The 23,753-nt window shown below is 66.3% G+C and carries 19 protein-coding genes; 10 read left to right on the forward strand and 9 right to left on the reverse strand.

Annotation, left to right across the window (positions count from 1 at the left end; all coding sequences use genetic code 11):
* Positions 1-59: 59 nt before the first annotated feature.
* The 8 genes from OOK40_RS33095 to OOK40_RS33130 all read left to right on the forward strand — a co-directional run bounded on the left by OOK40_RS33095 (position 60) and on the right by OOK40_RS33130 (position 9,907).
* On the forward strand, positions 60-542 hold the full coding sequence (locus tag OOK40_RS33095; RefSeq protein ID WP_266488994.1) for a hypothetical protein: 483 nt from the start codon (positions 60-62) through the stop codon (positions 540-542).
* Between the two features lie 6 nt (positions 543-548).
* Positions 549-2,327 carry a hypothetical protein gene (locus OOK40_RS33100; RefSeq protein WP_266488995.1) on the forward strand — a complete coding sequence of 593 codons (1,779 nt, stop codon included), beginning with the start codon at positions 549-551 and terminating at the stop codon, positions 2,325-2,327.
* 25 nt (positions 2,328-2,352) lie between these two features.
* Positions 2,353-3,615: a S8 family serine peptidase gene (locus OOK40_RS33105; RefSeq protein WP_266488997.1), complete on the forward strand. Its 1,263-nt coding sequence runs from the start codon at positions 2,353-2,355 to the stop codon at positions 3,613-3,615.
* 101 nt (positions 3,616-3,716) lie between these two features.
* Positions 3,717-4,079: a WXG100 family type VII secretion target gene (locus tag OOK40_RS33110; RefSeq protein WP_266488999.1), complete on the forward strand. Its 363-nt coding sequence runs from the start codon at positions 3,717-3,719 to the stop codon at positions 4,077-4,079.
* 62 nt (positions 4,080-4,141) lie between these two features.
* Positions 4,142-4,453: a WXG100 family type VII secretion target gene (locus OOK40_RS33115; RefSeq protein WP_266489001.1), complete on the forward strand. Its 312-nt coding sequence runs from the start codon at positions 4,142-4,144 to the stop codon at positions 4,451-4,453.
* A 233-nt stretch (positions 4,454-4,686) separates the two neighbouring features.
* Entirely contained in the window at positions 4,687-5,580 is an 894-nt protein-coding gene (locus OOK40_RS33120; protein ID WP_266489002.1) for a serine/threonine protein kinase, read from the forward strand.
* Between the two features lie 6 nt (positions 5,581-5,586).
* Positions 5,587-7,773 (forward strand): protein kinase, encoded by a 2,187-nt coding sequence (locus OOK40_RS33125; RefSeq protein ID WP_266489004.1) that lies wholly within the window; start codon positions 5,587-5,589, stop codon positions 7,771-7,773.
* A 43-nt stretch (positions 7,774-7,816) separates the two neighbouring features.
* Complete coding sequence (locus OOK40_RS33130) at positions 7,817-9,907, forward strand: protein kinase (RefSeq protein WP_266489006.1); 2,091 nt, start codon at positions 7,817-7,819, stop codon at positions 9,905-9,907.
* Between the two features lie 70 nt (positions 9,908-9,977).
* Here the strand turns inward: OOK40_RS33130 and OOK40_RS33135 are convergent, their stop codons facing one another.
* The 9 genes from OOK40_RS33135 to eccCa all read right to left on the reverse strand — a co-directional run bounded on the left by OOK40_RS33135 (position 9,978) and on the right by eccCa (position 21,571).
* Positions 9,978-10,112 carry a hypothetical protein gene (locus tag OOK40_RS33135; RefSeq protein ID WP_266489008.1) on the reverse strand — a complete coding sequence of 45 codons (135 nt, stop codon included), beginning with the start codon at positions 10,110-10,112 and terminating at the stop codon, positions 9,978-9,980.
* A gap of 423 nt (positions 10,113-10,535) precedes the next feature.
* Entirely contained in the window at positions 10,536-10,868 is a 333-nt protein-coding gene (locus OOK40_RS33140) for a hypothetical protein (protein ID WP_266489010.1), read from the reverse strand.
* 400 nt (positions 10,869-11,268) lie between these two features.
* A complete protein-coding gene (locus tag OOK40_RS33145) occupies positions 11,269-12,483 on the reverse strand; it encodes a helix-turn-helix domain-containing protein (RefSeq protein WP_266489012.1) in 1,215 nt (404 codons plus the stop codon).
* Between the two features lie 351 nt (positions 12,484-12,834).
* Positions 12,835-13,479: a hypothetical protein gene (locus OOK40_RS33150; RefSeq protein ID WP_266489013.1), complete on the reverse strand. Its 645-nt coding sequence runs from the start codon at positions 13,477-13,479 to the stop codon at positions 12,835-12,837.
* 66 nt (positions 13,480-13,545) lie between these two features.
* A complete protein-coding gene (locus OOK40_RS33155) occupies positions 13,546-14,115 on the reverse strand; it encodes a hypothetical protein (protein WP_266489014.1) in 570 nt (189 codons plus the stop codon).
* Between the two features lie 132 nt (positions 14,116-14,247).
* Positions 14,248-16,518 carry a DUF6571 family protein gene (locus tag OOK40_RS33160; protein WP_266489016.1) on the reverse strand — a complete coding sequence of 757 codons (2,271 nt, stop codon included), beginning with the start codon at positions 16,516-16,518 and terminating at the stop codon, positions 14,248-14,250.
* Positions 16,518-16,970 carry a hypothetical protein gene (locus tag OOK40_RS33165; RefSeq protein WP_266489019.1) on the reverse strand — a complete coding sequence of 151 codons (453 nt, stop codon included), beginning with the start codon at positions 16,968-16,970 and terminating at the stop codon, positions 16,518-16,520. Before OOK40_RS33165 ends, OOK40_RS33160 begins: the two co-directional genes overlap by 1 nt.
* A gap of 339 nt (positions 16,971-17,309) precedes the next feature.
* On the reverse strand, positions 17,310-17,534 hold the full coding sequence (locus OOK40_RS33170) for a hypothetical protein (RefSeq protein ID WP_266489022.1): 225 nt from the start codon (positions 17,532-17,534) through the stop codon (positions 17,310-17,312).
* A 59-nt stretch (positions 17,535-17,593) separates the two neighbouring features.
* Positions 17,594-21,571: a type VII secretion protein EccCa gene (gene eccCa, locus OOK40_RS33175; RefSeq protein ID WP_266489023.1), complete on the reverse strand. Its 3,978-nt coding sequence runs from the start codon at positions 21,569-21,571 to the stop codon at positions 17,594-17,596.
* Positions 21,572-21,795: 224 nt separating this feature from the next.
* On the opposite strand from eccCa, the gene eccD reads away from it, so the two are divergent.
* Together eccD and rpsO are read left to right on the forward strand one after the other, a co-directional pair.
* Entirely contained in the window at positions 21,796-23,295 is a 1,500-nt protein-coding gene (eccD, locus tag OOK40_RS33180) for a type VII secretion integral membrane protein EccD (RefSeq protein WP_266489305.1), read from the forward strand.
* Between the two features lie 156 nt (positions 23,296-23,451).
* Positions 23,452-23,742, forward strand: a complete 291-nt coding sequence (gene rpsO, locus OOK40_RS33185; protein ID WP_215096097.1) for a 30S ribosomal protein S15 — start codon at positions 23,452-23,454, stop codon at positions 23,740-23,742.
* The last annotated feature ends 11 nt before the right edge of the window (positions 23,743-23,753 follow it).

A 23,753-nucleotide genomic window follows, 5' to 3' on the forward strand; every position in this document is an offset into this window, starting at 1 on the left:
TGCGAGTGACCACGATCGCAACGTGTGACAGCTGTAGCAAACGGGGAGGAACGGGCATCGTGCTCGATGCAGAGGGTGGCGGGGTCGGCGCGACCGGTGGGAGTGACCTAGAGCGCGGCGTGGGGGCGCTGCAGCGGTTCCAGCAGCGAGTGATCAAGCTGCTGGGGGACCTTGAGGAGGGGGCAGCCAGCAAGACGAAGGTTGCCGCCCAGACAGTTCCCCGGGGTTCTTTCAGCGATAGCAGCGTGACATTCCACGAGGCGGACGGGTTCTACCGCGAGTACAACCGCGTCCACTCCGAGCTTGTCTCGCTCTCCAAGTCTCTTGGCGATCAGATTGAGATGTTGCGTATCGCTGTGCGTGGCGCGGAAGTTGGCTTCGACAACCTGGAAGAGGACCTGCGGCGGCGCTTCCATTCGATCCAGACCCGTGTCCTCCAGGAGCAGCAGGAGAAGCATGACAAGGCGCCCGGGGACAAGAGCGGCGTGTCCGAGCCGCCGCGTGACGAGCGCAAGAAGATCCGTTCGAAGGACCTGGGGTGATCGCTGATGGGTGAGAAGAAGAAGCCGACCCCCGAGCAGCTGCAGGCTCAGGACACAAAGCAGATCGAGACGCAGTTCGGCGCAACTGATGCTCTTGAACGCTTCGCGACGATGATGGACGACATCGGCTTCGGCGTCGGCAGTGGTCCGGGCGGGTTCTTCGGTAAGACGAGCTTCGAAGAGGCCCAGCTCAACGCGATGCTCGACCTCGTCGAGAACTCCAACCCGGCGGACCTGGAAAATGCAGGCGACGCTCTCGTGAAGGCGAAGAGTGCCCTCAACAACGCTGCCAAGGAGCTTGCCGACTACGTCAACAAGGTCGAGTGGAAGGGCGAGGCCGCCAAAGAGTTCCAGCGGTTTGGAACGGCGCTTGCCGAGCACGCCTATGCGCTGGGCAGGTTCGCCAACGCTGCCGGTTCGCAGATGAAGGTCGCCAGCACGGGCCTGACGTCGGTGATCAACTCCATGCCGCGCGAGCGGGACACTCGACTGATCGCGAAGAAACCCGAGGCGTTCATGCTGACCCCGGGTAAGGAGACCAACCCGGAGTACACCGAGGCCGTAAAGGTGGAGAAGAACCGCCAGGAGGCCATCAACCAGATGAACCGCCTGGCCTCGTTTTACGCGGTTTCCCAGGCGTCTCTGGCGGGGCAAGAGGCCCCGAAGTTTCCCCCGATGCTGAAGGCGGATGTCCCTCCGCCATCGGCTGGCAGCAGTAGGAGGCGAGTCGAGGCAGGTGACACTGCATCACACGTTGACGCTTCAGACTCCACCAGCCAGCAAGCGGCGCCTCGGCGAGCGGAGTCCACCGCCGCAACGGACACGTCTCGAGCTGAAGCCATCGGCACGGGTACGACCGTTCCGGACCGAAATACGTCGGTGGAGATCGACAGCGTCTCGGCGCCGCCGGCTCCCACCCAAAGTACGGGGGTAACTCCGCCCACCCCTACCACCGGTCCGGTCGGCCCCGCAGCTGGTCCGGTGCCGCCGGGCGCGGGCGGCCTCCCGAACCCCGTTCGAGGCGGTGTACCGCAGTCCAAAGGGACGTCGGGAGCACCGAGGACCGGCGGCCCGAGGGCCAGCGCAGTTGGACGGTCCGGCACTTCAGGAGGCAGCCCCGCACCAGCAGGGCGCGCCGGAACCGTCGGTCGGCCTGGAGCTGCCGGAACCAGCCAGACCGGGGCGGGGCGAGCTGGACCGATTGGTCGACCGGGAACGGGCGGTGGGCCCGCCGCCACGGGGCGCGCTGGCGGCCCTAGCACTGCCGGCCGTACACCAATGGCCGGTCGGCCAGGGACGGCTGGTCAACCCGTGGCCGGACGTGAGGGCAAGAGCGGATCTGGAGCTCCTCGGGCCGGTCGTGGAGGCGGCATCGTGGGGGGTACGCCGCAGCGTTCCGCCACGGGCTCCGCCGGATCTCGTATCCCGCGGGGAACGGTTATCGGCGGTGAGGGAGCAGCCACGGGCCGCGCCTCCGCGGCTAAGCCCAGCCAGTCCGGAGTCATCGGGGCAAGCGGTGCGAAAGGTGCACCCCGCGCCACTGGGCGGGGCACACCCAGCGCGAACGGAGTTGTTGGCACTCCGCGCAGTGGTGCCACCGGTTCGCGGCCAGGAGCACGAGGCTTCACCGCAGGCGGTGGCGGCTTGCAGAGAGCCCGCTCTGGCCAGCGGTCGGATGACGACGAGCAAGAGCGCACCGGATCCACACGTCCGGACTATCTGACGGAAGACGAAGAGACGTGGACGGCCCGCCGACGCGGTGCTGTACCGCCGGTGATCGACTAGGCACAAGGAAGGTTCGGAAGCCGGGATGACAGCAGGAACGAGCCACGAGCGGCGGCGCTCTGCGCCGCTCGCTCTGCGGCGGGGTCTGACTTGCACGCTGACTCTGGTCTGTGCGTGGGCTACCGGTGTCGTCGGCATGGCTTCGGTCGCGGTGGCGGCCGACATGCGGGCGAAGCAGTGGTACCTGGATGCGATGCACGTTGAGGAAGTGTGGAAGAGCGCTACTGGCGAAGGAATCAAGGTCGCTGTCATTGACTCGGGCGTCAACTCTTCCACGACTTCGCTGAAGGGGCAGGTCCTGAAGGGGGTTGATGCAACGGATGCGCCAGGGGAGGCAACGGACGACTATGACGGGCATGGGACGACCATGGCCGAACTGATCGCCGGTACGGGGGCTGGCGGCGGTCTGCGCGGGCTGGCACCTGGCGCCAAGATCATCCCTGTGCGAGTTGCGGATGGTGCATTCGCGGGCAAGTACAAGGTGAATGCCTGGGATGAAGCGAATGCCATTAGGGCAGCGGCCGACAGTGATGCACGCATCATCAACATGTCGTGGGGCACTGAGTTCATGACTCCTCGCGAGCATGAGGCAGTCAAGTATGCAGAAACCAAGGGCAAGTTGTTCTTCGCTCCCGTAGGTAATAGCGCCAAGAAGGGCAACAAACCGGAGTACCCTGCCAGCTATCGAGAAGTTGTAGGCGTCGGCGCCTCCAACCGTGACGGCGAGGTAGCCGACTACTCTCAGCACGGGGACTTCGTGGACATCGCCGCGCCCGGTAACGACATCCCGCGCTGGTGCGACGCGAACTTCAAGCGCTACTGCGACGGCGACGGCGGAACCAGCGCCGCCACCGCCATCGCTTCCGCTTCCGCCGCCTTGGTCTGGTCCGCTCACCCTGACTGGACCGCAAACCAGGTCCTCCGCGTCATGTTCGAGAGCGCTGCCCGGCCGGAGGGCTCGAAAGCGGGCACGCTCAGCAACTACCTCGGCCACGGCATCGTCCGCCCAGGTGCTCATATCAACCGTGGCCTGGGCAAGCCCGGCGACCCGGGCCTCAGCCCGCTGACCAACGAGAAGACGCCTGTCTCGGCTGCCTCATCCGCCCCCTCTGCACCAGCTTCGTCACAAGCCCCGAAGGGCAAGCCGGGCGCAGACGCCGTCGTGGCAGGCTCCAGCAAGAAGGCTGAAGACGATGGCCAGTTGGGCCTGATCCTCGGCGCGGCCGCGGCCGTAGTAGTCCTCGCGGCTGGAGCCTTCGCCGTACTCCGCAGGCGCCGCAGCGCCTGATTACGGCTTCCTTCAACCACTCAGCCCACCAAGCCGTCGCGCCGGACACACGCACCGCCACGACGCAATCCATAGAAAACACAGGGAAGGAAGATCGACACATGGCAGTCCAGAAGGTTGGCGATCAGAGCCTCAAGGATTTCCAGGACGAGATCACGATCAAGTTCGAGGACGTCAAGGGGCAGCTGAAGGCTCTCCACGGCGTCATCGACGGCGTGCAGGGCCGCTGGCAAGGTGTCGGTGCCGCCTCGTTCGACCGGAAGCAGACCGAGATCAACCAGGGCATGGTGCGCATCGCGAAGTTGCTGCTCAACTTCCAGGAAGCGATTCAGGTCACCCGCACCACGGCCGGCAACACAGAGGACGAGGTCGAGGCGGCTCTGCGCGGGGTCGACGTGACCGCTGGCTTCTCGGGTGACGCGGGTGCGACGAGGGCGGCGACGTCGAACATCGCCGGCTACTGACGAGCGCGTCAAGATCTCGCGATTAGGCAACACATCAGACTCAACCGGCAGTTGGAGGACCCGTGGCACAACAGAACGACGGCAACATGGTCGTCACCTATTCATCGCTCGAAGAAGCCGCCATTGTCATCGGCAAGCAGGCCGATCGACTGGACCAGACCCTTGAGGCCATCCAGAGGAAGATCAAGGGCGTTTCCGCGACCTTCGAGGGTGAAGCCAAGACTGCGGCGGACACCGCTCACAAGAAGTGGGACGATGAGACGAGGAAAATTCACGAGGCCCTGAAGGGCATCGCAAAGGCTGTTCACGACGCAGGTCCCCTCTACAAGAGTGGCGACCTGAAGTCGGCCTCGCACTTCCACAACATGGGTTGAGCGAGAGACGTCACAAGGAAGGGTGGGCACGCGCGGGAGGTGCCCACCCTTTGTCTTTGCTGCTACGTGGTGGCGGTCATCTTCCGTCGCCTCGTGCAAGTCCTGAGCCCTCATGTCGCGTCTCCCAATGGCGCTCGTCAGGAAGCCGTGCGCTCAACCCCACCTGCCTCTTCCTCCGAACCGGCGCTTGAGTAGGCTCGTCCCGCTCAACACACACCGGGGGAAATTTGCGCATGGAACGCCTACGCCTGGACGACCCTCCGCAGATCGGGCCCTTCATGACCGTGGCCCGGCTTGACGCGGAGAGCACCGAAGCAACCGTTTCCGAACGCCGTTGCATCGCCCGCAGCACCGACGGCGATCGCACGGTCATCGCCTGCCTCCCGCACATCGGCGCCGACCCGACTCGCTGGGCGGTGGAGGCGGAAGGCGCCCGTCGCCTCTCGATACCCGGGCTGCTGCCGGTCACGGAGGTCGGCGGCACTGCGGGCTTCCCCTGGCATGCGGCGGAGTACGTCCCCGCCCTCCCGCTCCCCGCCGCACTCGCGGCTCATGGCGGTCCGCTGCCCGAGGCGGTCGTACGTTCTCTGGGCGCTGCCCTCGCGCAGACTCTGACCACCGCCCACGCCCAGGGGGTGACGCACGCGGGCCTGTGCCCGTCCGCGGTACTGGTAACCGCCGAGGGTCCCCGCGTGGGCTGCTTCGGAGCGGTACGTTCCGCCGCGCCGGACGGCGAACAGCGCGGCGGTCTGGTGGGGTTGGACTCGGGCAGCCTCGCCCCGGAGCAGGCCCAGGGCGGCCGCCCCCGCCCGCTGGGCGACGTCTACGCGCTGGGGGCCGTCCTCTCGTACGCCGCCACCGGCCACACCGTCCCCGAGCGGGACGAACTCCCCGCCTCTCTACGGCAGTTGATCACCGCCTGCCTCACCCGCGACCCGGCACGGCGCCCCCAGGCGCACCAGATCCTCCAGCACCTGACGTCAGCTGCGGCCGGCACGGCACCTCAGGCCACCGTCCTGGACACGGCTGCCGCGTTCCCCCTGCCCGCTCTCGTGGTCGCGGCCCTGGCCCGCCAGTCGGCGGAGGTCCTCGCCGCCGAACTCCCCACCCCTACCTCCCGGGACTGACGGCTGATGTTCTCCCCGCTCACCCACGACGACCCGCACCAGCTGGGCTCCTACCGTCTCATCGCCCGCCTGGGCAGCGGCGGCATGGGCACGGTCTACCTGGCCCGCTCGGCCTCCGGCCGCACCGTCGCGCTGAAGACGATGCACGCCCGCATCGCCACCGACCCCGCCTTCCGTACCCGCTTCCGGCTCGAGGTGGATGCAGCCCGCGTCATCGGTCCCATTCACGGCGCCCGGGTCTTCGACGCCGACCCGCTCGCCGAGACACCCTGGATGGCGACGGAGTACGTCCTGGGACCACCCCTTGACGACGCGATCGCCCTCTCCGGCCCACTCCCGGAGTCAGCGGTACGCGCCCTGGGCGCCCTGCTGTGCGCAGCTCTGGCCCAGCTACACGACTCGGACGTCGTCCACCGCGACCTCAAGCCCTCCAACATCATGCTCACCGTGGACGGCCCCAAGGTCATCGACTTCGGCATCGCGAGAGCGATGGGCGACGACCGCCTCACGCGTACCGGCGCCGCGGCCGGCACCCCGGCCTTCATGTCCCCGGAGCAGGCGACGGGCCAGGATCACACCTCCGCCGGCGATGTCTTCGCCCTGGCCGGGGTCCTCACGTACGCCGCCACGGGCCACGGCCCGTTCGGCACCGGCCAGCCGGCCGATCTCCTCTACCGCGTCCGCTACGCCGATCCCGACCTCACCGGCCTCCCGGAGTCCCTGGCCGCGGTGCTGGCCCGCTGTCTGTGCAAGGACCCGGCGGACCGTCCTACGACAGCGGAACTCGCGGCCCAACTGTCCACGGACACCACCGCCTTTGCGCACCATCTCCCCGAATCCCTGCTCACCGAGACCGGCTTGCGAGCGGCGAGAGTCTGGCGCGCCCAACAACATCGCCTTTCGCCTCCGGTTGACACGTCGCGACAAGCGCCGACCACCCCCATGTCACCTGCGTTGTCCCGCCGCAAGATGTTGACGGTAGGCGGAGGATCAGCGCTCGGAGTCGCTGCCGCCGGGGCGGGGGTGTGGGCATGGCTGGGACCACAGAGCGGACGTGACAACGGCAAGAGGGCGGGGGGCGGCAAGCCGAAGCCCGCGACATCGGCGACGACAGCGAGTCCGGACATGGATTGGCAAGTCCCGATCAGCGCCTCGAAAGCCACGATCGTGCCGCCTGTTCCTCTCAACTTTTATGGGATAGCCCTGGCGGATGACAGGGGCGTGCGCATTCTCGATCCCGCGGACGGTGGTGTCGAGATCGGCACCCTCAGCAAGGCCCCGGCGCACCAGTGCGTCATCGACGAATCGCGGCTCTACACCTGCGAAGCCCCTTCGGCCGATGACGGTCCACTCATCATCAGCTCTGTAACCTTGAAGAACTTGACCCCTGCTCCTGTCGAGTACAAGGACTTCAACGGAAGTCTCCGGGGGACCCAGCTGCTGTGCACCGTAGAAGGCACCCTGTATCTCGTCGCCGGGCAGGGCACGCACTCAGGGCAAGGGCTGGGCTTCAGGAGCGACCAGTCCTGGTTCCTCCTCGCGATCAACACCAAAACGAACAAGATAATCTGGCGTCAGCCACTGCCGCGCCGGCCCGAAACGTCGCGACGGTTGCATTTCCTCGACGCCCATGCCACCGACAAGCATCTCGTGCTCCAGCAGGAGACCTCGGACGGCAAAGTAAGACTCTCGGTGCGCGACTCCCGGACAGGAAACCTCCGCTGGGAACAACCACTGGCCGTATCCGAACCGGACGACGTCCAAGGCATGCTCGCAGTGGAGTACGACAAGGTGTATCCGGCAGCGGGACCACTTCGCGCCTTGAACCTGAGCGACGGCAAAGAGGCATGGAACTTCGGGCGCTCCCGCCGGACCGGGCCACCGGCGGTCAACGACTTCGTGTTCGCCGTTGAGGAAGGGCTCGGCGTTGTAGCTCTCGATCCCTTCTCCGGAGAACTGCAGTGGGAGGAGAAAGGCGGCCATGGGGCAGATGCCGACCTCATCACCCCACCCATCGCTTTCTACCGCTTCGTCTACAGCAAGAGCCCCGGACAGCTCCGCATCATCAACGCCGAGACGGGCGAGTTCCGCAAGGCGTACAAAGCCACCGGTGAGCGCTTCTTCGCGTACATGGGCATCCCCGAGAAGGTGGTCGCCGTGGGCCCGGACTTCATGGCGGCCTACCCCATCTAGTGAACTCACAAATCAAGCGCACTTCAGAGAAAGCAGTCTCCCGATGAACCCCCTCGGCACCGGTGACCCGCTCCGACTGGGCCCGTACCGCCTTCTCGGCGTGCTGGGCGAAGGCGGCATGGGAAAGGTGTACATCGGACAGGACAACACCGGACACACGGCCGCGGTGAAGGTTCTCAGGCCGGAACTCGTCCACTACCAGAACCTCGCCCAACGCTTCGTCCGCGAGGCTCAGATGGCACAGGCCGTCACCAGCACGGGCGTGGCACGCGTCCTCGGCGCCCACACAGAAGGCGGGCGGCCATGGATCGCCACCGAGTTCCTGACAGGGCCGACCCTCGACGAGGCGGTGGGCGCCCATGGGCCGTTCGACGACTCGGCCGTACGAGCCCTGGCCGCCGCGATCGCTCGCACGCTGACGGACATTCACACCGCGGGCCTGATCCACCGCGACCTCAAACCCTCCAACATCGTTCTGACGTCGTCCGGCCCCCGCGTCATCGACTTCGGCATCGCGCGGCCCGAACACGGGCTCACCCTCACCACCACTGGCGAAGTCCCGATCACACCTGGCTACGGCGCCCCGGAGCAGGTGCTGGGCCAGCGCGTCGGCGCTCCCGCCGATGTGTTCTCGCTGGGCGCGGTGCTGGTGTATGCGGCGAGCGGGGCCCGGGCCTTCGACGGCGGGCATGTTGCAGCGGTGCAGTACGAAGTCGTCCATGGCGAACCCCAACTTGCCCTCCTACCTGAGCAGTTGCGGCTGCTCATCGCCCCGTGCCTGTCCAAGGATCCCACTTTCCGGCCTACTCCCGGCCAGATCACCGGGGCTTTCGCACCACCGCGGGGAGCTGACCGGGTGTGGCGTCACGGCCCTCTGGCGAGCGATATCAAGCAGCGTGAGCGTACGGTTCACGAGCTGACCACGGTCGTGTCGGGGAGTGGCACTTCCCAGCGCATCTCGCGGCGCCGGCTGATCACCACTCTGGCTGTCGGCGGCACCGTACTCGCGGCCGGCGGTGGCTCAGCGGCCTGGTGGATACGGGGGCGTGAGGAGCCCGACCCCTTCGCCCTTCCCCCCGCCGCCAAGACACCTGAGGCGCGCACGCTGTCCGCAACCACGGTCTCCGGCCGTAAGCCCACCCCTCTGTGGGGGCCGTTGCCGGTCATCACCAAGGATTCGCCCGGCCCTCTGCCAGTCCGTGATGTCATCGTCGTCGGCGCCAAGAACGGTGGAATCGCGGCTCACAGCGTCATCGACGGAAAGCATCGCTGGACGGCACCTGAGGTCGACGTGGCAGGGGGATACCGCTCGCTGTCGGACGTGCTGATCGCAGCCGTCGACACAAAGGGAATGCTGGTCACGTTCGTCGCCTCCACCGGCGAGCCGAGGTGGAAGGTCCCGGCGGAAGCCCGGAACATCGTGGCAACCGACGACACCGCGGTGTACGTGGCCACCAAGAACGGAAAATTGCGCAGCATCAGCCGCTCCAACGGAGAGACCCTCTGGACAGTCCGCGTTCCGGTGGATCTCAAAACGAAGTCGCCGACGGGCGCTGCCGCACGAGGTCGTCTGGTCGTGGCGTCAGGGGCGGAGGCCGGCGATGTCGTCGCCGTCGATGCGGGCGACGGTCACGAGCTGTGGAAGCTCGTGAACCCATCCTCCATTGACGGCGCTCCTGTCAGTCCGGTGATCTCTGGCGACATCGTCTACATCAACGGCGCGACGCTGACTGCGCGCAGTCTCAGCGACGGCAACGAACTCTGGGCATCGAGCAGAATCGTCGAAGGCAAGACCCAACCGGCTGGCCCTCCTCTCATCCACGGCAACACCGTCTACGTCTCGCAAGGCCCGCAGATCGGGGGCTACAGCGACGAGGGAACCGAGGAGTGGACGTCGCTCAAGGGTTACTTCATCTACAGCCCGGTTGCCGTCCAGGGCAACGGCGTATTCGCCATCAGCAGCGGATCGGCTGTGCCTGACGTCAAGGTGTGGGCCATCGACCAGGACAGCGGCAAGAAGGCATGGGCCTACCCTCTGGACGAGGACGCCGACCGCTTCTGGATCGTGGGAGACGGCAACCGTGTCTTCGTCAAGAACGGCGAGAAACTGCTGGCACTACCGGTGTTCGCATAGCGCGATCGTCCAGAAGGCACCGTATCTACACCGCCATCGACATCAGTGCGTTGGGGCCTCCGGTTCCGGCTCAGGCGTCGAGCGCGGCCACCGGAGTCTTGCCGTTCCGGGCCTCTTCGGTCCGTGCGGCGAAGACCTTCGCAAGGTCCTTGACCAGCGCGGCATCAATGCCTGTCTGCCGGGCGGCATCGACACTGACCCACATGATGACGGTGCCGACTCTCAGGCGGGCGACAAGAAGGCTGCCGGCAACTTCTTAGAGCTGTAGGGGGAATGGCAACAGGGTGGGCACGCGCGGGAGGTGCCCACCCTGTCTCATTGCGCCTCAGGCCTACGTCAAGATGTACGGCGGGATGACCCGCGGGTCTTGCCTGACAGGCTTTCCACCGCTTCCCCGTCTACTGAGGATGATCGCGCATCTGCCCGAGCACGTCGGCTGGACCATCGGGCAGCTGATCGCCATGGCAGCGGGGACAGCGGCACGGCGGGTAGGCCATGCTCTGCGGCAGAGGCGTGTCCGGCCAGCAGACGACGACGACTCGGGCGCGCTCTTCGACGGCCCTGCCGTCTTCATCCGCGCGGTACACGCGCAATGTCATTCGATGTCGCTGGCGCTCCTCGCGGGCGGTCACCGCTCCGGCCCCTCGGCTGTTCCGGAGGCGATCCGGCCGTCTTCGGAGAGCCGCAGCCGTCCGCCCCGGCTTTCTGCTACCCGCAGCGTGTCGCCCAATGACTGGCACAGCTGCAGCGACAACCACCGCAGCTCCTGCGCCGTCGCGTCCGGGTCAACCAGCAGTTCCCGGGCCCGCCCCAGCACCATCGCCCCCGTGTCCAGTTGCGTCGCCTCCAACTCGTTCGCCAGTCGATTCAGTCGACTTTCTGGATCGTCGGAGGACAGGTAGCACCGTTGCCCCTCCGGACCGGGCCACGGCAGCAGTCGCAATTGAGAGACGGCGCTCACCGGGCCGCCCCCGCCCTGTGCACCCGCACCCGCTCCACATTGATGCCACACGACGGGTGGAGGAGCGCGGCGTCCTCACTCCGCAGGGCAGTGGGGCAGGGGCGTCGGCCGAAGGCGGGGGCGGGCGCGGAGGGCGGTGTCGTAGCAGCGTGGACCAGCGGATGCGCGACGGTTCGATGTCGACCGTGGGGCGGCAACAGCAGCCTCAGCAACGGCGTGAGGAGTTGGGCGATACAGTGCGGCACGTCTACCTGCTTTCGCCAGGTGGGCCATGCCCCCGGACCGGTCGCACGGTCGCGGGGGTCCGTCGTCTTCGACGGCGCTGTAACGCTAGAGCGATCTTTGATAGGCGCACAGTGACGCCCTGTGCCACTGTGCGCGGTGACTAGGACACGTTGTCCTACCCTTCGATGCCGAGTCGATCGGCGAGATCCGTGAGTGGCGACGTGCGACGTCTTTCCCTCCCACGGAGTTCGGAGACGAGCCGTCGGCTTGTGGAGTGATATCGCATCCATTCGGGCGCTGTTCGCTCGGCTGCGAGCAAGGATCGCAGTGCAGCTTCGTCCTGGTTGAGGTCCGCGCTGGCGATTGCGCAATCGACGTGGAATCGGGCGCGCCACGTGGGGGGCAGGGCGTGAAGATCAGGAACGGTTCGGGCGGTGCGCAAGGCACCTGCACTCTCTTCCATCTCCACGAGGAAGTTGACCTTCGCCACGCCCATGTTGGTCGGACCGAACGGAGTCGCGTAGTCCAGACGATCGGTTCCGATTCTCGCGGCTGCCGCACCGGCCATGTTGAGCAGTTCCTGTACGACGTCCCGCCGTTCCAGACGTACTGCGGCAGTTGCTGCACGCAGCAAGAGGACGCCCCAAAGAGCGAGTTCCATCGGCGGTGAGCGGAATCCCGGTTCGATCCGCTCTGCGGTTGTCAACGCCACCTGCTCCGCATCAGCCAGCCGCCCCTGCTTGGTGAAGATCCATGCCAGGCTTGAGACTCCAACCGTCTCAAGGTGAGGATCATCCCCCTTGCGAGCCGCCTCCATAGAACGCTCAAGGGCGGTGAACGCCGCGTCCTCTTTGCCGAGTGCCGCCAGGGTGGTGGCCGCGACCTGGAACGCCTCAGCGAGGACGGATTGAGCGGCGGCCCCCTCAGATCCCGTGAAGGTCCGACTGCCGGCCTTGGCATCCCTGATCAACTGAGGAAGCAGCAAACCGATCTCGCCCATGCGCCCCTCGCGCCGGATGTGCTCGGTTGACCTAAGGGACGCCCGCAGTTGTGCGATGGTTGGCGGATCCTCAGGGTCCGATTCATGTCCCAGCAAGTCAGCGACAGGCGAGATGGCCTGGCGCAGCGCAAGGACGGATGGCTGCTCGTCGTCGGTGCGCACCTCGAAGGTGGTGGGTTGCCCGACGAGTGTGGACGGTTCTACGTCCAATGCTCGGGCCAAGGCGTTCAACGTCGTGAGCCGAGCCGTCTGACGCACGCCCTGTTCGAGCTTGCGGATGACGTCGACAGACAGGCCCGCTCGTTCGGCGAGCCCCTCCTGTGTGAGCTTCCGTCGCATACGCAGACGGGCGACCCGGTCTCCGATGCTGGGTTCCTCATGGAGCTGCATGACTACCCCCGCGCGAAGGTCTTGCTGACCAAGCTACGCCGCGCGCAGGGCTGTTGCCGGAAGATCGCAGCCGCGTCACCCGGTTGGAACGGGTCCCGTGTCCGCGGATGACTCGGCAGTATCGGCGACGCCACTCCCATTTGGCAGCTGCTGCTGTCACGGCGAGCGGCAGTCCAGTGGCATCGGCGCGTCCACGATGTCGGGCGACGGCAATCGCGTCTTCGTCACGCACGCCGGCTCCATCGCCGCCCTGCCGGTCCGCTCCAAGCCCAGTTGGGTGACTTCCCAAGAATGGGAGGAATCACAAGACAGGGTGGCCATGTACTGGAGGCCTGCCCTGCTCGTGTCTGGTCAGCTGTCGAGCGCAGCTGCCGGAGGCTTGCCCTTCTCAGCCTCGTCGGCCCGGGCGGCGAAGACAGTGGCAAGGTCCTTGACCAGCGCGGCATCGATGCCTGTCTGGCGGGAGGCATCGACGCTGACCCACATGATGACGGTGCCGAGTCTCACTTGCGCGACCGCGCGCTTGTCACCCTGGTAATTGCTCGTGCCCAACGCGGCCTGGCGCTGCTCGCCCACTCTGCCCAGGTCCAGGCTCGCGGGCTTGCCCAGGCCTTTCCGGTACCAGTCCCAATGGACGTCGAAGGCGTCCTCGGCGGCCTTTTCATCCTGATAGGTGATGGCCCAGAACCCGATCTCCGCCTTCTTCTTCTCCCTGAAGCGTGAGGTCCCTACGAATCGAGCGCCCTCGCAGGCCTGCTTCTCCTTCTCGGGGCACAAGCTGTCCTTGAGGTCGCCCTCCATGGTGTCCGCGGCAGGCCCACTGAGGACCTCCCAACCCGGCACGGCCTTCGCGTCCGGCACCACGGTCTTCATCTGCTGCTCGCTGAGCGCTGACGCCTCGCCCGCGCCGCCCTCTCCATCGCTCTGTCCGCAGCCGGCCAGCACCATCAGCACAGCACCAGCTGCCACGATCCGCACGTACTGTCGTTTCTTCATGGAGCCTCCTGTGGGCGCGGCGATTGCGGATGGATCAGGCGTGACAACAGCCGGATGTTGCGCCGGTCAAGGGGCTTGTGGCGCCGGGACCTTGGCAGGGAGCTGCGCCTCGCCCTGGCATCCCAGCTTCGCTGCGAGGCGCCGCGAGACGGAATTGAGGATCGTCATCCTGTCCATGCTGGTGGACTTCCCTTCGAGTTGGTCGGCAGAGCTGAACATACCTGCGTTGATGAATTGATTTTTCCCCTTGGCGTTCTTCGTCTGGCAGCGAAAAGACAAGGAAGTCGAATATCCTTGCTTTGTGCTCGCGTATACGCCCACAGGGTAAAACGTGATCCCTCTTGAGTCGCCCTTCTCCACTTCACTTCGGTTCGGGTGGTCATTCGAAGCCTTGAAGTCAACCTGGATCAGCGGGTGGCCGCTCTTGTCATCGGCCTTGTAGACGGTGCATCTGCTTCGCTGGTCGACTTCATCGTGGAGGTGTGCTGATGCCCTCTCGATTGAGAACTTGTTCGGCTCTCCTGTGTCGGTCGTTCCCGTGAGCTCGCTGAATTCACCCTTGCCGCCAATACGCTGCAACGCTTCGGCTGCCGACTTATCCAGAGTGCCGTCACAAATTCGGCTTGCCGAAGTCACCGACGAGTCACCCTCGGCTCCCTGTGAACAGCCTGATACCCCGGTGACGACTACCATCCCGAGAGCCGCCCATCGGAGCAGGTTGCCAGAAGCTCTTTGGGGGCAGCTGAGATTGAAATCATGCACGCTTCTTCAGTCCTCGTATGGGGGACGGCCGCGAAGTTCGTCCTCGGCTGAGCCGGTTGAAAAGTACGTTGACTTCAGGCTTTGTACGAGGTCCTGGGAGTCGGCTTGTCCGGCAAACTTAGGGTTCTCGTTAATGTAATGCTCGTAGTTGCTCCCCAGATCGTCGGCACCCTTGCTGTAGAACTGTTGGCTGGTGAGCTGAGCATCCTGCGTGGCCTTCTCTTCGGACTTGTTCACACTCTTGTCGATTTCTTGGCCAAGGAATGTGTTCAGCGCTTCGCCAGCCAGATCCGTGGCCACAGGGGCGAATGCTATGGCTCCAGCCGTTGCCCCTGGTACCGGGATTGCGGCAATTCCACCGGTGATCACAGCGCCTACGGCGTATTTCCCCCAGTCGGCCGACCTTCCGAGGGACTTATTCGCTTCGTCGGCGTCTCCCTTGAAGTCGGCCTCGGCTTGCGCTACACGCGAGTGATCCAAGATCCCTCGCACCTCGCCCTCCATGAACAGGGCGTCCTTGCCGTGGTCGAAGTTCACTTGACTGGTAGCTGGGTTAGCGTCAAGGAGGCTAAGTGTGTAGATGTGCTGGCCTGCCGTCACAAGGCCATGCGAGGTCTCGTTCTGCCCGAGCACGCTGAGGAAGTTGATGGCACCCTCATTTCCGAAATCCGCACGTCCTTCGTACCTGGCGGGGAAATCTCCTGTGTCCTTCGCGTGCTCCCCAATACCGGAGAGGCTGTAGTCGATGTCGTCGATGTACGCAGACCCCATCTTCCCCAGACTGTCCGCCAGTTCCGGCTGGTCGTGCAGCATCTTGGGGCCGTCCTGGCTTCCGTAGAGGTAAGCGACCTGCTCCATGACGCCCGCTGTCGCCGCCGTGCGATGGTCCGCGCTGCCCGGAATCAGGGGGTCCTTGCGAGACATCTCGGTGGCGTCGTAGGCGTACCCCGTGGTCGCCGCCTCCAGTGCGTGACCGAGCGCATCGCGTCCGGCGACGACTTTGTTGTCGCCGCCCATGGGGGCGTCGGACAACCAGTTCCGCTCCTTGGTCAGATACTTGAGGTGCTCGTTGACCTCAGAGTCCGTGTCGACTCTGTCTTCCACTCCGATCGGCTGTGCGAAGAACTGAGTTGAGGCATCGGGGTTGTGACCGAGCGCCTCGAGGAAACCGGTCATCGGATCGCGGCCGCGATCGTCTTGTCCCCAATAGTTGAGATCGCCCTGGTTCCAGTTGTTAATCCAGGGGTTCAGCCCATTGCCGGTGTGTTCCTTGTCGTAGGTGATCAGCTTGTCGCCGTAGTCGTTCAGGAACTGGTCGTCGTAGTCACCGAAGCGCATGAGGTTACTCATGACGGCGAAACCGCGTGGGTCGTTGGCATCGTCGATTCCGAGCTGATCGGGTCCGAGGTCAACCATCGCCTTTTCCCACTCTTCCATTTTGGGGCTATTGGAGAGGGTAGCTGTGCCCAGAGTGATCCCGAGATTCTTCTGGAGCTGCTTGGCGAGTTCCCCGCGCTTCGGGTCGTAGCCAGCCTGATAGGGGTCGGCGATGCCGGCGTAGAACTCCAGGGCCTTCTTCGCGGTGACGTCGGTGGCGAACTTCTCGGCGAAGAGCGGATCGTTACGGTACTTCGCCATGGTGTCGTTGAGTCGATCGAGCTCGGTGTTCGTCACATCGTGAGGGTTCTTCTTCGCGATCGCGGCCATATCCTCTGCGGCCTTGATGGCCGCGGCTGCCGAGTCCCGATCCTTGTAACTCACGCCGGAGAAGCCGTACTTGGCTTGGTCTGCGATGAGGATCAAGGCTTTCGACGCGCTGCTGTCGCTCTCAGTGGCGCTGTTGAGGATGCCTTGGAGCTCGTTCCGCAGTGCTTCAACCGCCCGCGTGCTGTTGGCGGGCTCGGGGTGGACGTTGACGTAGACGGAGAAACCTCCGCCTTTCGTTCCGACGACGGACAGGTGTTTGTCCCAGCCGCGATCAATGGCCTTGTTGAGTTCGTCTCGGTACTTGACCAGTTCGTCGCGGGTGTCGAGCAGGATGTCCCGGATGGTGGTGGCCTGCTTGACGGCGTCGGCGAACTCGTCAGCCGTTTTGGCGATGAACTGTCGCGAGACTGTGGCGTTGACACCGGCCCAACTGGCCTTGTTCGCCTTTCCCTTCAGATCTTCCCGTGCGTCCTTCTCCATAGTTGTGAGGCTTTTGATCACCGAGGACCAGTCATCGATTGCCGTGCCGAGCGACGCGAAGTTTCCGTGGCGCAGTGCTTCGAGGTCCATCAGCGCTTGGTCCCTTCGTTGAACCCCTTGTCCAGGGTTGCGATGCCGCTGACGGTAGAAGCGATGAAGTACTCGTCGCCCTGGTGTGCCTTCTTTGTGAAGTCCATGTGGTTGGAGATGTGGGCGCAGGCATCCAGCAGTGACTGGAGCTGCTTTTCCCACTGCTCCTGTACGCGGTGGAGGCCGCCACCGAGCGCGAACTCCTGCGTCGTCAGATCCTTTGCGGCAGTCTGGCTGCTGGACCAGGCGTCACGTCCGTACCGTCCAAGGCTCTCGAACAGCTTGAAGGCGCTGTTCCCGACGGCGGCCAGATCTTGCTGGTTGGCCTGGAGATCACCCTGAGGGCTGCCTGCGTTGGGCCTGTCCTCCGGCGGCAACCCGTTCAGCTGCATCCGCGTCGACTGGCGCTCCGCCGCCGTCGCCTTCAACTGCTCCCACTCGTCCCACGCCATCTGCGGGTCCTTCCCCCGTGCGTACCCATGGACGGTCACATTCAGCCCAACCTATGGATGTACTCCGACTACTCGCAAGCGCTGTCCGTGACGTCCGTGTTGAGGCTGTACATCAAGTTGTCTATGGCATGCGCCTGTTGGACTGGCCGCGCATCGGCGTGGCCGCCACCGTCGGGCAGATCCCGTCCGCGGCGTAGCGCTCCACGGCCCCGGACTTCGGGGCGAGGGTCGCGATCGGGTCGTCCCCGGCCGTTGGAGCCTCGGATTGATGAACGAACCCCACGAGCTTCGCGCTCGAGCCCTGAGAACTTGTACCGACCGTCCCTGGCCATCTCCAGATCAGCCGCCGCCAGACTCCACACGTTCGAGTATCTCGCCGTGGTCCGGACCGGAGTCGAAAACCCCTTCGGGGCGCAGCATGCCCACGCACTGCCATGCCAGGAACGCGGCGCTGCCCACGAGCGCGGCCCGGCGCCACTTGAACGAAGCGGGCGACGGCTCGTGTGCCTCCGGGTTGTCGAAGGGTCCGGCTTGGAAGTGCCACCCACAGCTTGCGGTGGTCAACGAGTGCAACGGCGAAGAACGCCAGCGCGAGCAGGCCTCCGTGAAGACCGCCGCGCCGATCACGAGTGAACGTCCGAAGCCATGAGCCCCGTCTGCACCAGCGGGTTCCCCCGCTGCCGTGAGACGAAGATGCCCCGCCCCGCCGGCATCGGGCGCATCCTTGCGCCGCCGAGTACGTCTCCCTCTTGCGGGTCACCGGAAAGGAGTACACCCTGCGCGCCCAGTTCCATCATCCGCTGCATGAAGGGTTCGTACGCGGCGCGGCTGGCACCGGCCCCGCTGCGGGCGATGATGAAGCGCACGCCCACGTCGCGGGCGAAGGGCAGCAGTTCCGTGAGCTTGCTCAGGGGGTTACCGCTCGATGTGGACACCAGGTCGTAGTCGTCCACGACCACATACACCGACGGTCCCTGCCACCAGCTGCGGTCCCTCAGCTGCTGTGCCGTGACATCCGCCGACGGAGTACGGCGCTGCATCAGATCGGCCAGCGCGTCGACGTGGTGGTCCATGTTGTTGGACATGGGCACGTACTCGGCCAGGTGTGTGGCAGGGGTCGCGTCCAGCAGCGCGCGACGGTTGTCGATCACGAAGAGCTTGCAGGAGTTCCCGTCGTACCGCTCGGTCAGCTGCTTGATGAGCAGCTTCAGCAGATTGGACTTGCCGGACTCGCTCTCGCCGAACACGAGGAAGAACGGGTCGCGCTCGAAGTTGACGAAGACCGGTTCCAGGTTGTTCTCGTCGATGGCGAAGGCGACCCCGCGCTCGGGATGAACAAAGCCCGCCGGAAGGCTGTCCACCGGCAGTTCGCGCGGCAGCAGTCGCACTGCCGGGGCTCCCGGCGCCGTCCAGTGCCGAGTGACTTCCTGGGACATGGCGGCCGTGGCCTCCGACAGGTCGCTGTCGGAGTTGATGCCGTCGATCCGCGGCACCGCAGCCATGAAGTGCAGCTTCTCCGGGGTCAGTCCGCGTCCCGGTACGCCGGCCGGGACGTTGACGGCGGCCTTGCGGTCCAGCTCCGAGTCCATGGTGTCGCCGAGCCGCAGCTCCAGCCGGTTCATCAGGTGGTCCTTGAGGTTCGCGCGGACCTCCATCGAGCGCGAGGCTGTCAGGATCACATGGATGCCGTAGCCGAGACCGCGCGCCGCGATGTCCAGGACCGCCGGCTCCAGGCCTTCGTAGTCCGTACGGAAATTGCCCCAGCCGTCGATGACCAGGAACACATCACCCCACGGCTGTTCCGACATCGAGATGTCACCGCGCCCCCGCAGCCTGCGGAACGTGCCGATGGAGTCGATGCCCGCGCTGCGGAAGTACTCCTCGCGCCGCGACAGGATGCCGTACACCTCGGCGACCGTGCGCCGTACCCGCTCCGGATCGAGGCGGGACGCGACCCCGCCGACATGCGGCAGGCCGGCGATCGAGGACAGGCCGCCACCACCGAAGTCGAGGCCGTAGAACTGCACTTCCTGCGGCGTGTGCGTCAACGCGAAGGCCGAGATGAGCGTCCGCAGCAGGGTCGACTTGCCGGACTGCGGGCCACCGACGATCTGCATATGGCCCGCCGCGCCGGAGAAGTCCCGGTAGAGGGTGTCACGGCGCTGCTCGTACGGCTTGTCGACCACACCCAGCGGTACGACGAGACGGCCCGCGCCCTCGAACCCGGGCTGCGTCAGCCCGCGGCCCTCCACACCCGCGAGTCCGGGCAGCAGCTCGTCCAGCGGCGGCGGGTTGTCCAGCGGCGGCAGCCATACCTGGTGGGCCTCCGCGCCCCGCCCCTCCAGCCGTCGCACGATCACATCGAGTACGGAGTCGGCCAGCGCGTCGTCCTCCGCCGCACGTGCTTCCGGAACCTGCGTCTGCGCGGTCGGCTGGACGTACCTGACCGGCACCGGAGCGGCCGTGAACGGTACGGGCCTGCGGTCCACCGGAAGCGGTCCTCCGAGGGAAGCCGCCTGCTGGGGGTTTGTGCGGTACACCCCGGAGACGTACGCCGCCTTGAACCGCACCATCTCGTCCGTGCCGTACTTCAGATAGCCGGAGCCGGGGACGTTGGGCAACTGGTAGGCGTCGGGCACACCCAGTGCCGCGCGCGACTCGGCCGCGGAGAAGGTCCGCAGACCGATCCGGTACGACAGATAGGTCTCAAGTCCGCGCAGCCGCCCTTCTTCCAGGCGCTGCGAGGCAAGCAGCAGATGGACGCCAAGCGAACGGCCGATACGTCCGATCTGCACGAACATCTCGATGAAGTCCGGCATTGCCGTGAGGAGTTCACTGAACTCGTCAATGACCAGAACGAGTGACGGGATGGGCTGCAGCGGGGCGCCCGCGGCTCGCGCCTTCTCGTAGTCGTGGATGTTGGCGTAGTTTCCCGCGTCGCGCAGCATCTCCTGCCGGCGGTTGAGTTCGCCGCGGATGGAGTCGCCCATGCGGTCCACCAGCGTCAGGTCGTCCGCAAGGTTGGTGATCACCGCTGCGACATGCGGCATTTGGGACATGCCGGCAAAGGTGGCGCCGCCCTTGAAGTCCGCGAGGACGAAGTTGAGCGTCTCGGAGGAATGCGTGACAGCCAGGCCGAGTACGAGCGTGCGCAGCAGCTCTGACTTGCCGGAACCAGTCGCACCCACGCACAGCCCGTGCGGGCCCATACCTTCCTGGGCCGCCTCCTTCAGGTCCAGCATGACCGGAGTGCCGTCTTCGCCGACGCCGATCGGTACGCGCAGCCGCTCCGCCTGGGAGCGCGGGCGCCAGGTGCGGCTGACGTCGACGGACGCCGCGTCGCCCAGGTTCAGCAGGTCGGTGAAGTCGAGGTTGGCGAGCAGTGGTTCGTCGTCGTCTCCGCCGGAGGCCATACGGAGGGGGGCGAGCTGGCGGGCGAGTGCCTCGGCCGCCTCGCGGCTCAGCAGGTCGGGCGTCCCGTCGTACACCAGGCCGTGTCCCGACTCCAGTTGAAGCGAGTCGGGGTGCACGGTCACGGACAGGCTGCCGCGCGCCCCGGTGACCTCGCCCGGTACGACCTCGATGACGGTCACGCCCTGCAGACCCTCGGCGGCGGCCAGCGCCGATACGGGGGGCACCGATTGGCCGTCGAGTACGACGACGATGTGCGGCTGGTCCAGCAGCGGCTGGCCGCCGCCCTGGAAGCGGGGACGGCCCTCGAGCCGCGCGGCGAGCATCTCTTCCAGATCCCGTGCGTCGGTCGTGATGAGGCGGCGACTGCCCGCTCCGTCACCGGCCCCAGGAGCCTGGACGTGCGGAAGCCACTTCGCCCACTCCCACTGCGGGGCTGCCTCGCGCCCGGCCGCAATGGCGATGACCAGGTCTTCGGGGGAGTGCAGGGAGGCGAGCGAGCCGACCATCGCGCGGGCCGTGGAGCGGACGGACTCCGCGTGGCCGCTCACCGTCACGTGATAGAAGGCGCGCAGCGAGACGGCCATGGGCAGGCCGTCGAGCGTGCCGTGTGCCGTCAGGAACTGCGCCATCGCACCCGCGGTGAGCGGTTCCAGCTCGTCGACGGGCGCGGTGTCGGGGGCGATGATCGGGGTTGCGAGCTGCTGGCTGCCCAGACCGATGCGTACCTGCCCGAAGTCGTGGTCGCCCACGCGGCGTTCCCAGACACGGCTTCCTTCGGCGACCAGCGCCCACAACTGCTCCGGGGACGGGTGCAGATAGAACTGCGCGTCACGCTGCAGGTGCGCGGTCCGCAGAACCGAACGCCGGGTCTGAGTCAGGTACTTGAGGTAGTCGCGTCGCATGTCGGCGAGCTGCCCCTGGGTGCCGCGCCGGTAGCGGACCAGCATGGCGATGCCCATGCCGACCGTCGACGCGATCATCACCATGCCCATGATCCGCATGATCGGATTCGGGGTCATGAAGAAGAAGACGACAGAACCGCCCATACCCAGCATCGGCAGCAGCTGCATCAGCGCCCCCTCCTGCTGCCCTCGTGGCAGCTCGGGCGGGGGTTGCAACTGCACCTGCTCGCCGGGTACTTCGGAGGGCAGGGCCCGAGGTGGGCGCTTGACGACGATCTGGCTCACAGCTCACCAATTCCCTTGCCGGATGGAAATGTTCCTATCGGCGCCCCCGTGGCGACGGGTTCCATCCGCGGGGAGGGATCCTACTTGCGTGGCCGGTCAACGGTTGGCGGTAGGGTGGCGCGACGCGTTTGCTCGCCCGTGAACTACCGCAAAAAAAGGGTCATTCGGGGAGCAAAGCGAGGCTCACGATCCATGAGAATCACGAGGGGGAGCAGCAGGTGAGTATGACGGCCTCAGCGGCGGCCACCGGTACCGGTCAGCCGGGTCCCGGAACTCCGTCCGGCGGCGGAACCGGTTTCTGCCGAGTCACGGTCGTCGCGCCGGACGGTCGCGTCGACGTGGCACTGCCCGAAGACATCCCCGTCGCCGACCTCTACCCGGAGATCCTCCGCCTGTCCGGGCAGAGCCCCGCGGAGGGCGCCCCGGTCGGGTACCACCTCGTGCGTCGCGACGGCACCGTGCTCGACGGCGCTCGCTCCCTGGTGGCCCAGCGCATCCTCGACGGCGAGCTCCTGTCGCTGCGGCCCTTCGCCGAATCGCTGCCCCCGGCGGTCTTCGACGACGTCTCCGATGCCGTCGCCTCCGCCGTCGCCCGCGACCGCACGCTGTGGAACGACAGCCTGATGCGCGGCGCCGGGCTCTTCGGCGGGTCCGTCCTGCTGGTCCTGCTCGCCTTCGTGCTGTGGACCGCCGACCCCCGGCACGACATGCACGGCCTGCCCGGCATCCTGGCCGCCGTCAGTGGCGTAATGCTGCTCGCGCTCGCCGGTGTACGGGCACGGGTGTACGACGACCGGGCCTCGTCCGTCGCTCTGGGTATCGGTTCCATGGCCAACGCGGCGGTCGCCGGAGCCGGACTCCTGCCCCTCGCCGAGGGGCAGGGAATCGGCAAGCTGCAGTTCCTGCTCGCCTGCGCCGCCGTTCTCGTCGCCTCGGTGATCCTGATGATCGTCGCCCCCGGCGGAGACGGTCCCTTCGTCGCATTCGTCTTCGCCGCCGCCGTAGGCCTGCTGGTGACCTTCGCTGCGATCACGACCAAGATGGAGCCGGCCGAGACCGCTGCCGTGTGCGCCCCGCTCGCCGTGGGAGCCCTGGCTTTCCTGCCCGGTCTCTCCACGCGCTTCGCGCGCCTCCCCATCGGCTTCGAGCCGCCTCGTACGACCGTCGGCGACTACGGAAACGATCCCGCCCCTCAGGGCCCGGTCGACGCCGAGCGCATCGCGGCCCAGGTCCGGCGCGGTCACGAACTGCTGGTCGGCCTGGTCGGCGGCTGTGCGCTGGTGGCTCTCGGGGCCTCGGCGGTGCTCGGATTCTCCGACAACGTGTGGGGCCAGCTGCTCGCTCTCGCCACCGGCATCGCCATGCTGATGCGCGCCCACCTGTTCCGCTACACGGCACAGGTCGGCTGCGCCCTGGCGGCCGGCCTCGGCTCGCTGGCTCTGCTCGGGGTCGGACTGTGCCTCAACCCGCCGAGAGGGCTGATGCTCGACGCCCTCAAGGGCGACGGCACAGCGCTCGACATCCGTACGGTCTGGCTCACCGCCGCGGTCGCCGCGGTCGCCGCGGTGATCACCGCCATCGGACTGATCGTGCCGCGCAAGGGCGTCACGCCCTTCTGGGGCCGCTCTCTGGAGATCGCGGAAGCCGCTGTGCTGCTGACGCTCGTACCGCTGTGCCTCGCGGTCTTCGACGTCTACCACTCCATCCGTGCAATGACCTCCTGACTCACTGGTACTGTGGGTGACGGCCGTTTGTGTACGCGCTCCCGGAGTATCTGGGTGCAGCGCTCATCGGACCTTCGCCTCCGAGTCACGGAAGCTCCCCTGAGATCAAGACCAGGGGCACTTGTGGGCGCATCGAACATCAAAGAGGAGTACCGCGTGTCTCTCGACGCCGCTACGAAGAAGCAGATCATGTCCGAGTTCGGCACCAAGGAGGGCGACACCGGCTCCCCCGAGGTCCAGGTCGCGATGCTCTCCCGCCGGATCTCGGACCTGACCGAGCACCTCAAGACGCACAAGCACGACCACCACTCCCGCCGTGGGCTGCTGATCCTGGTGGGCCAGCGCCGCCGTCTGCTGCAGTACCTGGCCAAGAAGGACATCCAGCGCTTCCGCGCGCTGGTCGACCGCCTCGGCATCCGCCGCGGTGCGGCCGGCGGTGCCAAGTAAGACGCCGTGAA

It is taken from the genome of Streptomyces sp. NBC_01481, assembly GCF_026339995.1.
GTDB lineage: Bacteria > Actinomycetota > Actinomycetes > Streptomycetales > Streptomycetaceae > Streptomyces.

Coding starts and splice junctions, on each gene's coding strand:
- OOK40_RS33100 (WP_266488995.1), top strand. CDS start 549: ATGGGTGAGAAGAAGAAGCCGACCCCCGAGCAGCTGCAGGCTCAGGAC.
- OOK40_RS33105 (WP_266488997.1), top strand. CDS start 2,353: ATGACAGCAGGAACGAGCCACGAGCGGCGGCGCTCTGCGCCGCTCGCT.
- OOK40_RS33110 (WP_266488999.1), top strand. CDS start 3,717: ATGGCAGTCCAGAAGGTTGGCGATCAGAGCCTCAAGGATTTCCAGGAC.
- OOK40_RS33120 (WP_266489002.1), top strand. CDS start 4,687: ATGGAACGCCTACGCCTGGACGACCCTCCGCAGATCGGGCCCTTCATG.
- OOK40_RS33125 (WP_266489004.1), top strand. CDS start 5,587: ATGTTCTCCCCGCTCACCCACGACGACCCGCACCAGCTGGGCTCCTAC.
- OOK40_RS33130 (WP_266489006.1), top strand. CDS start 7,817: ATGAACCCCCTCGGCACCGGTGACCCGCTCCGACTGGGCCCGTACCGC.
- OOK40_RS33135 (WP_266489008.1), bottom strand. CDS start 10,112: ATGTGGGTCAGTGTCGATGCCGCCCGGCAGACAGGCATTGATGCCGCG.
- OOK40_RS33145 (WP_266489012.1), bottom strand. CDS start 12,483: ATGCAGCTCCATGAGGAACCCAGCATCGGAGACCGGGTCGCCCGTCTG.
- OOK40_RS33150 (WP_266489013.1), bottom strand. CDS start 13,479: ATGAAGAAACGACAGTACGTGCGGATCGTGGCAGCTGGTGCTGTGCTG.
- OOK40_RS33160 (WP_266489016.1), bottom strand. CDS start 16,518: ATGGACCTCGAAGCACTGCGCCACGGAAACTTCGCGTCGCTCGGCACG.
- OOK40_RS33165 (WP_266489019.1), bottom strand. CDS start 16,970: ATGGCGTGGGACGAGTGGGAGCAGTTGAAGGCGACGGCGGCGGAGCGC.
- eccD (WP_266489305.1), top strand. CDS start 21,796: ATGACGGCCTCAGCGGCGGCCACCGGTACCGGTCAGCCGGGTCCCGGA.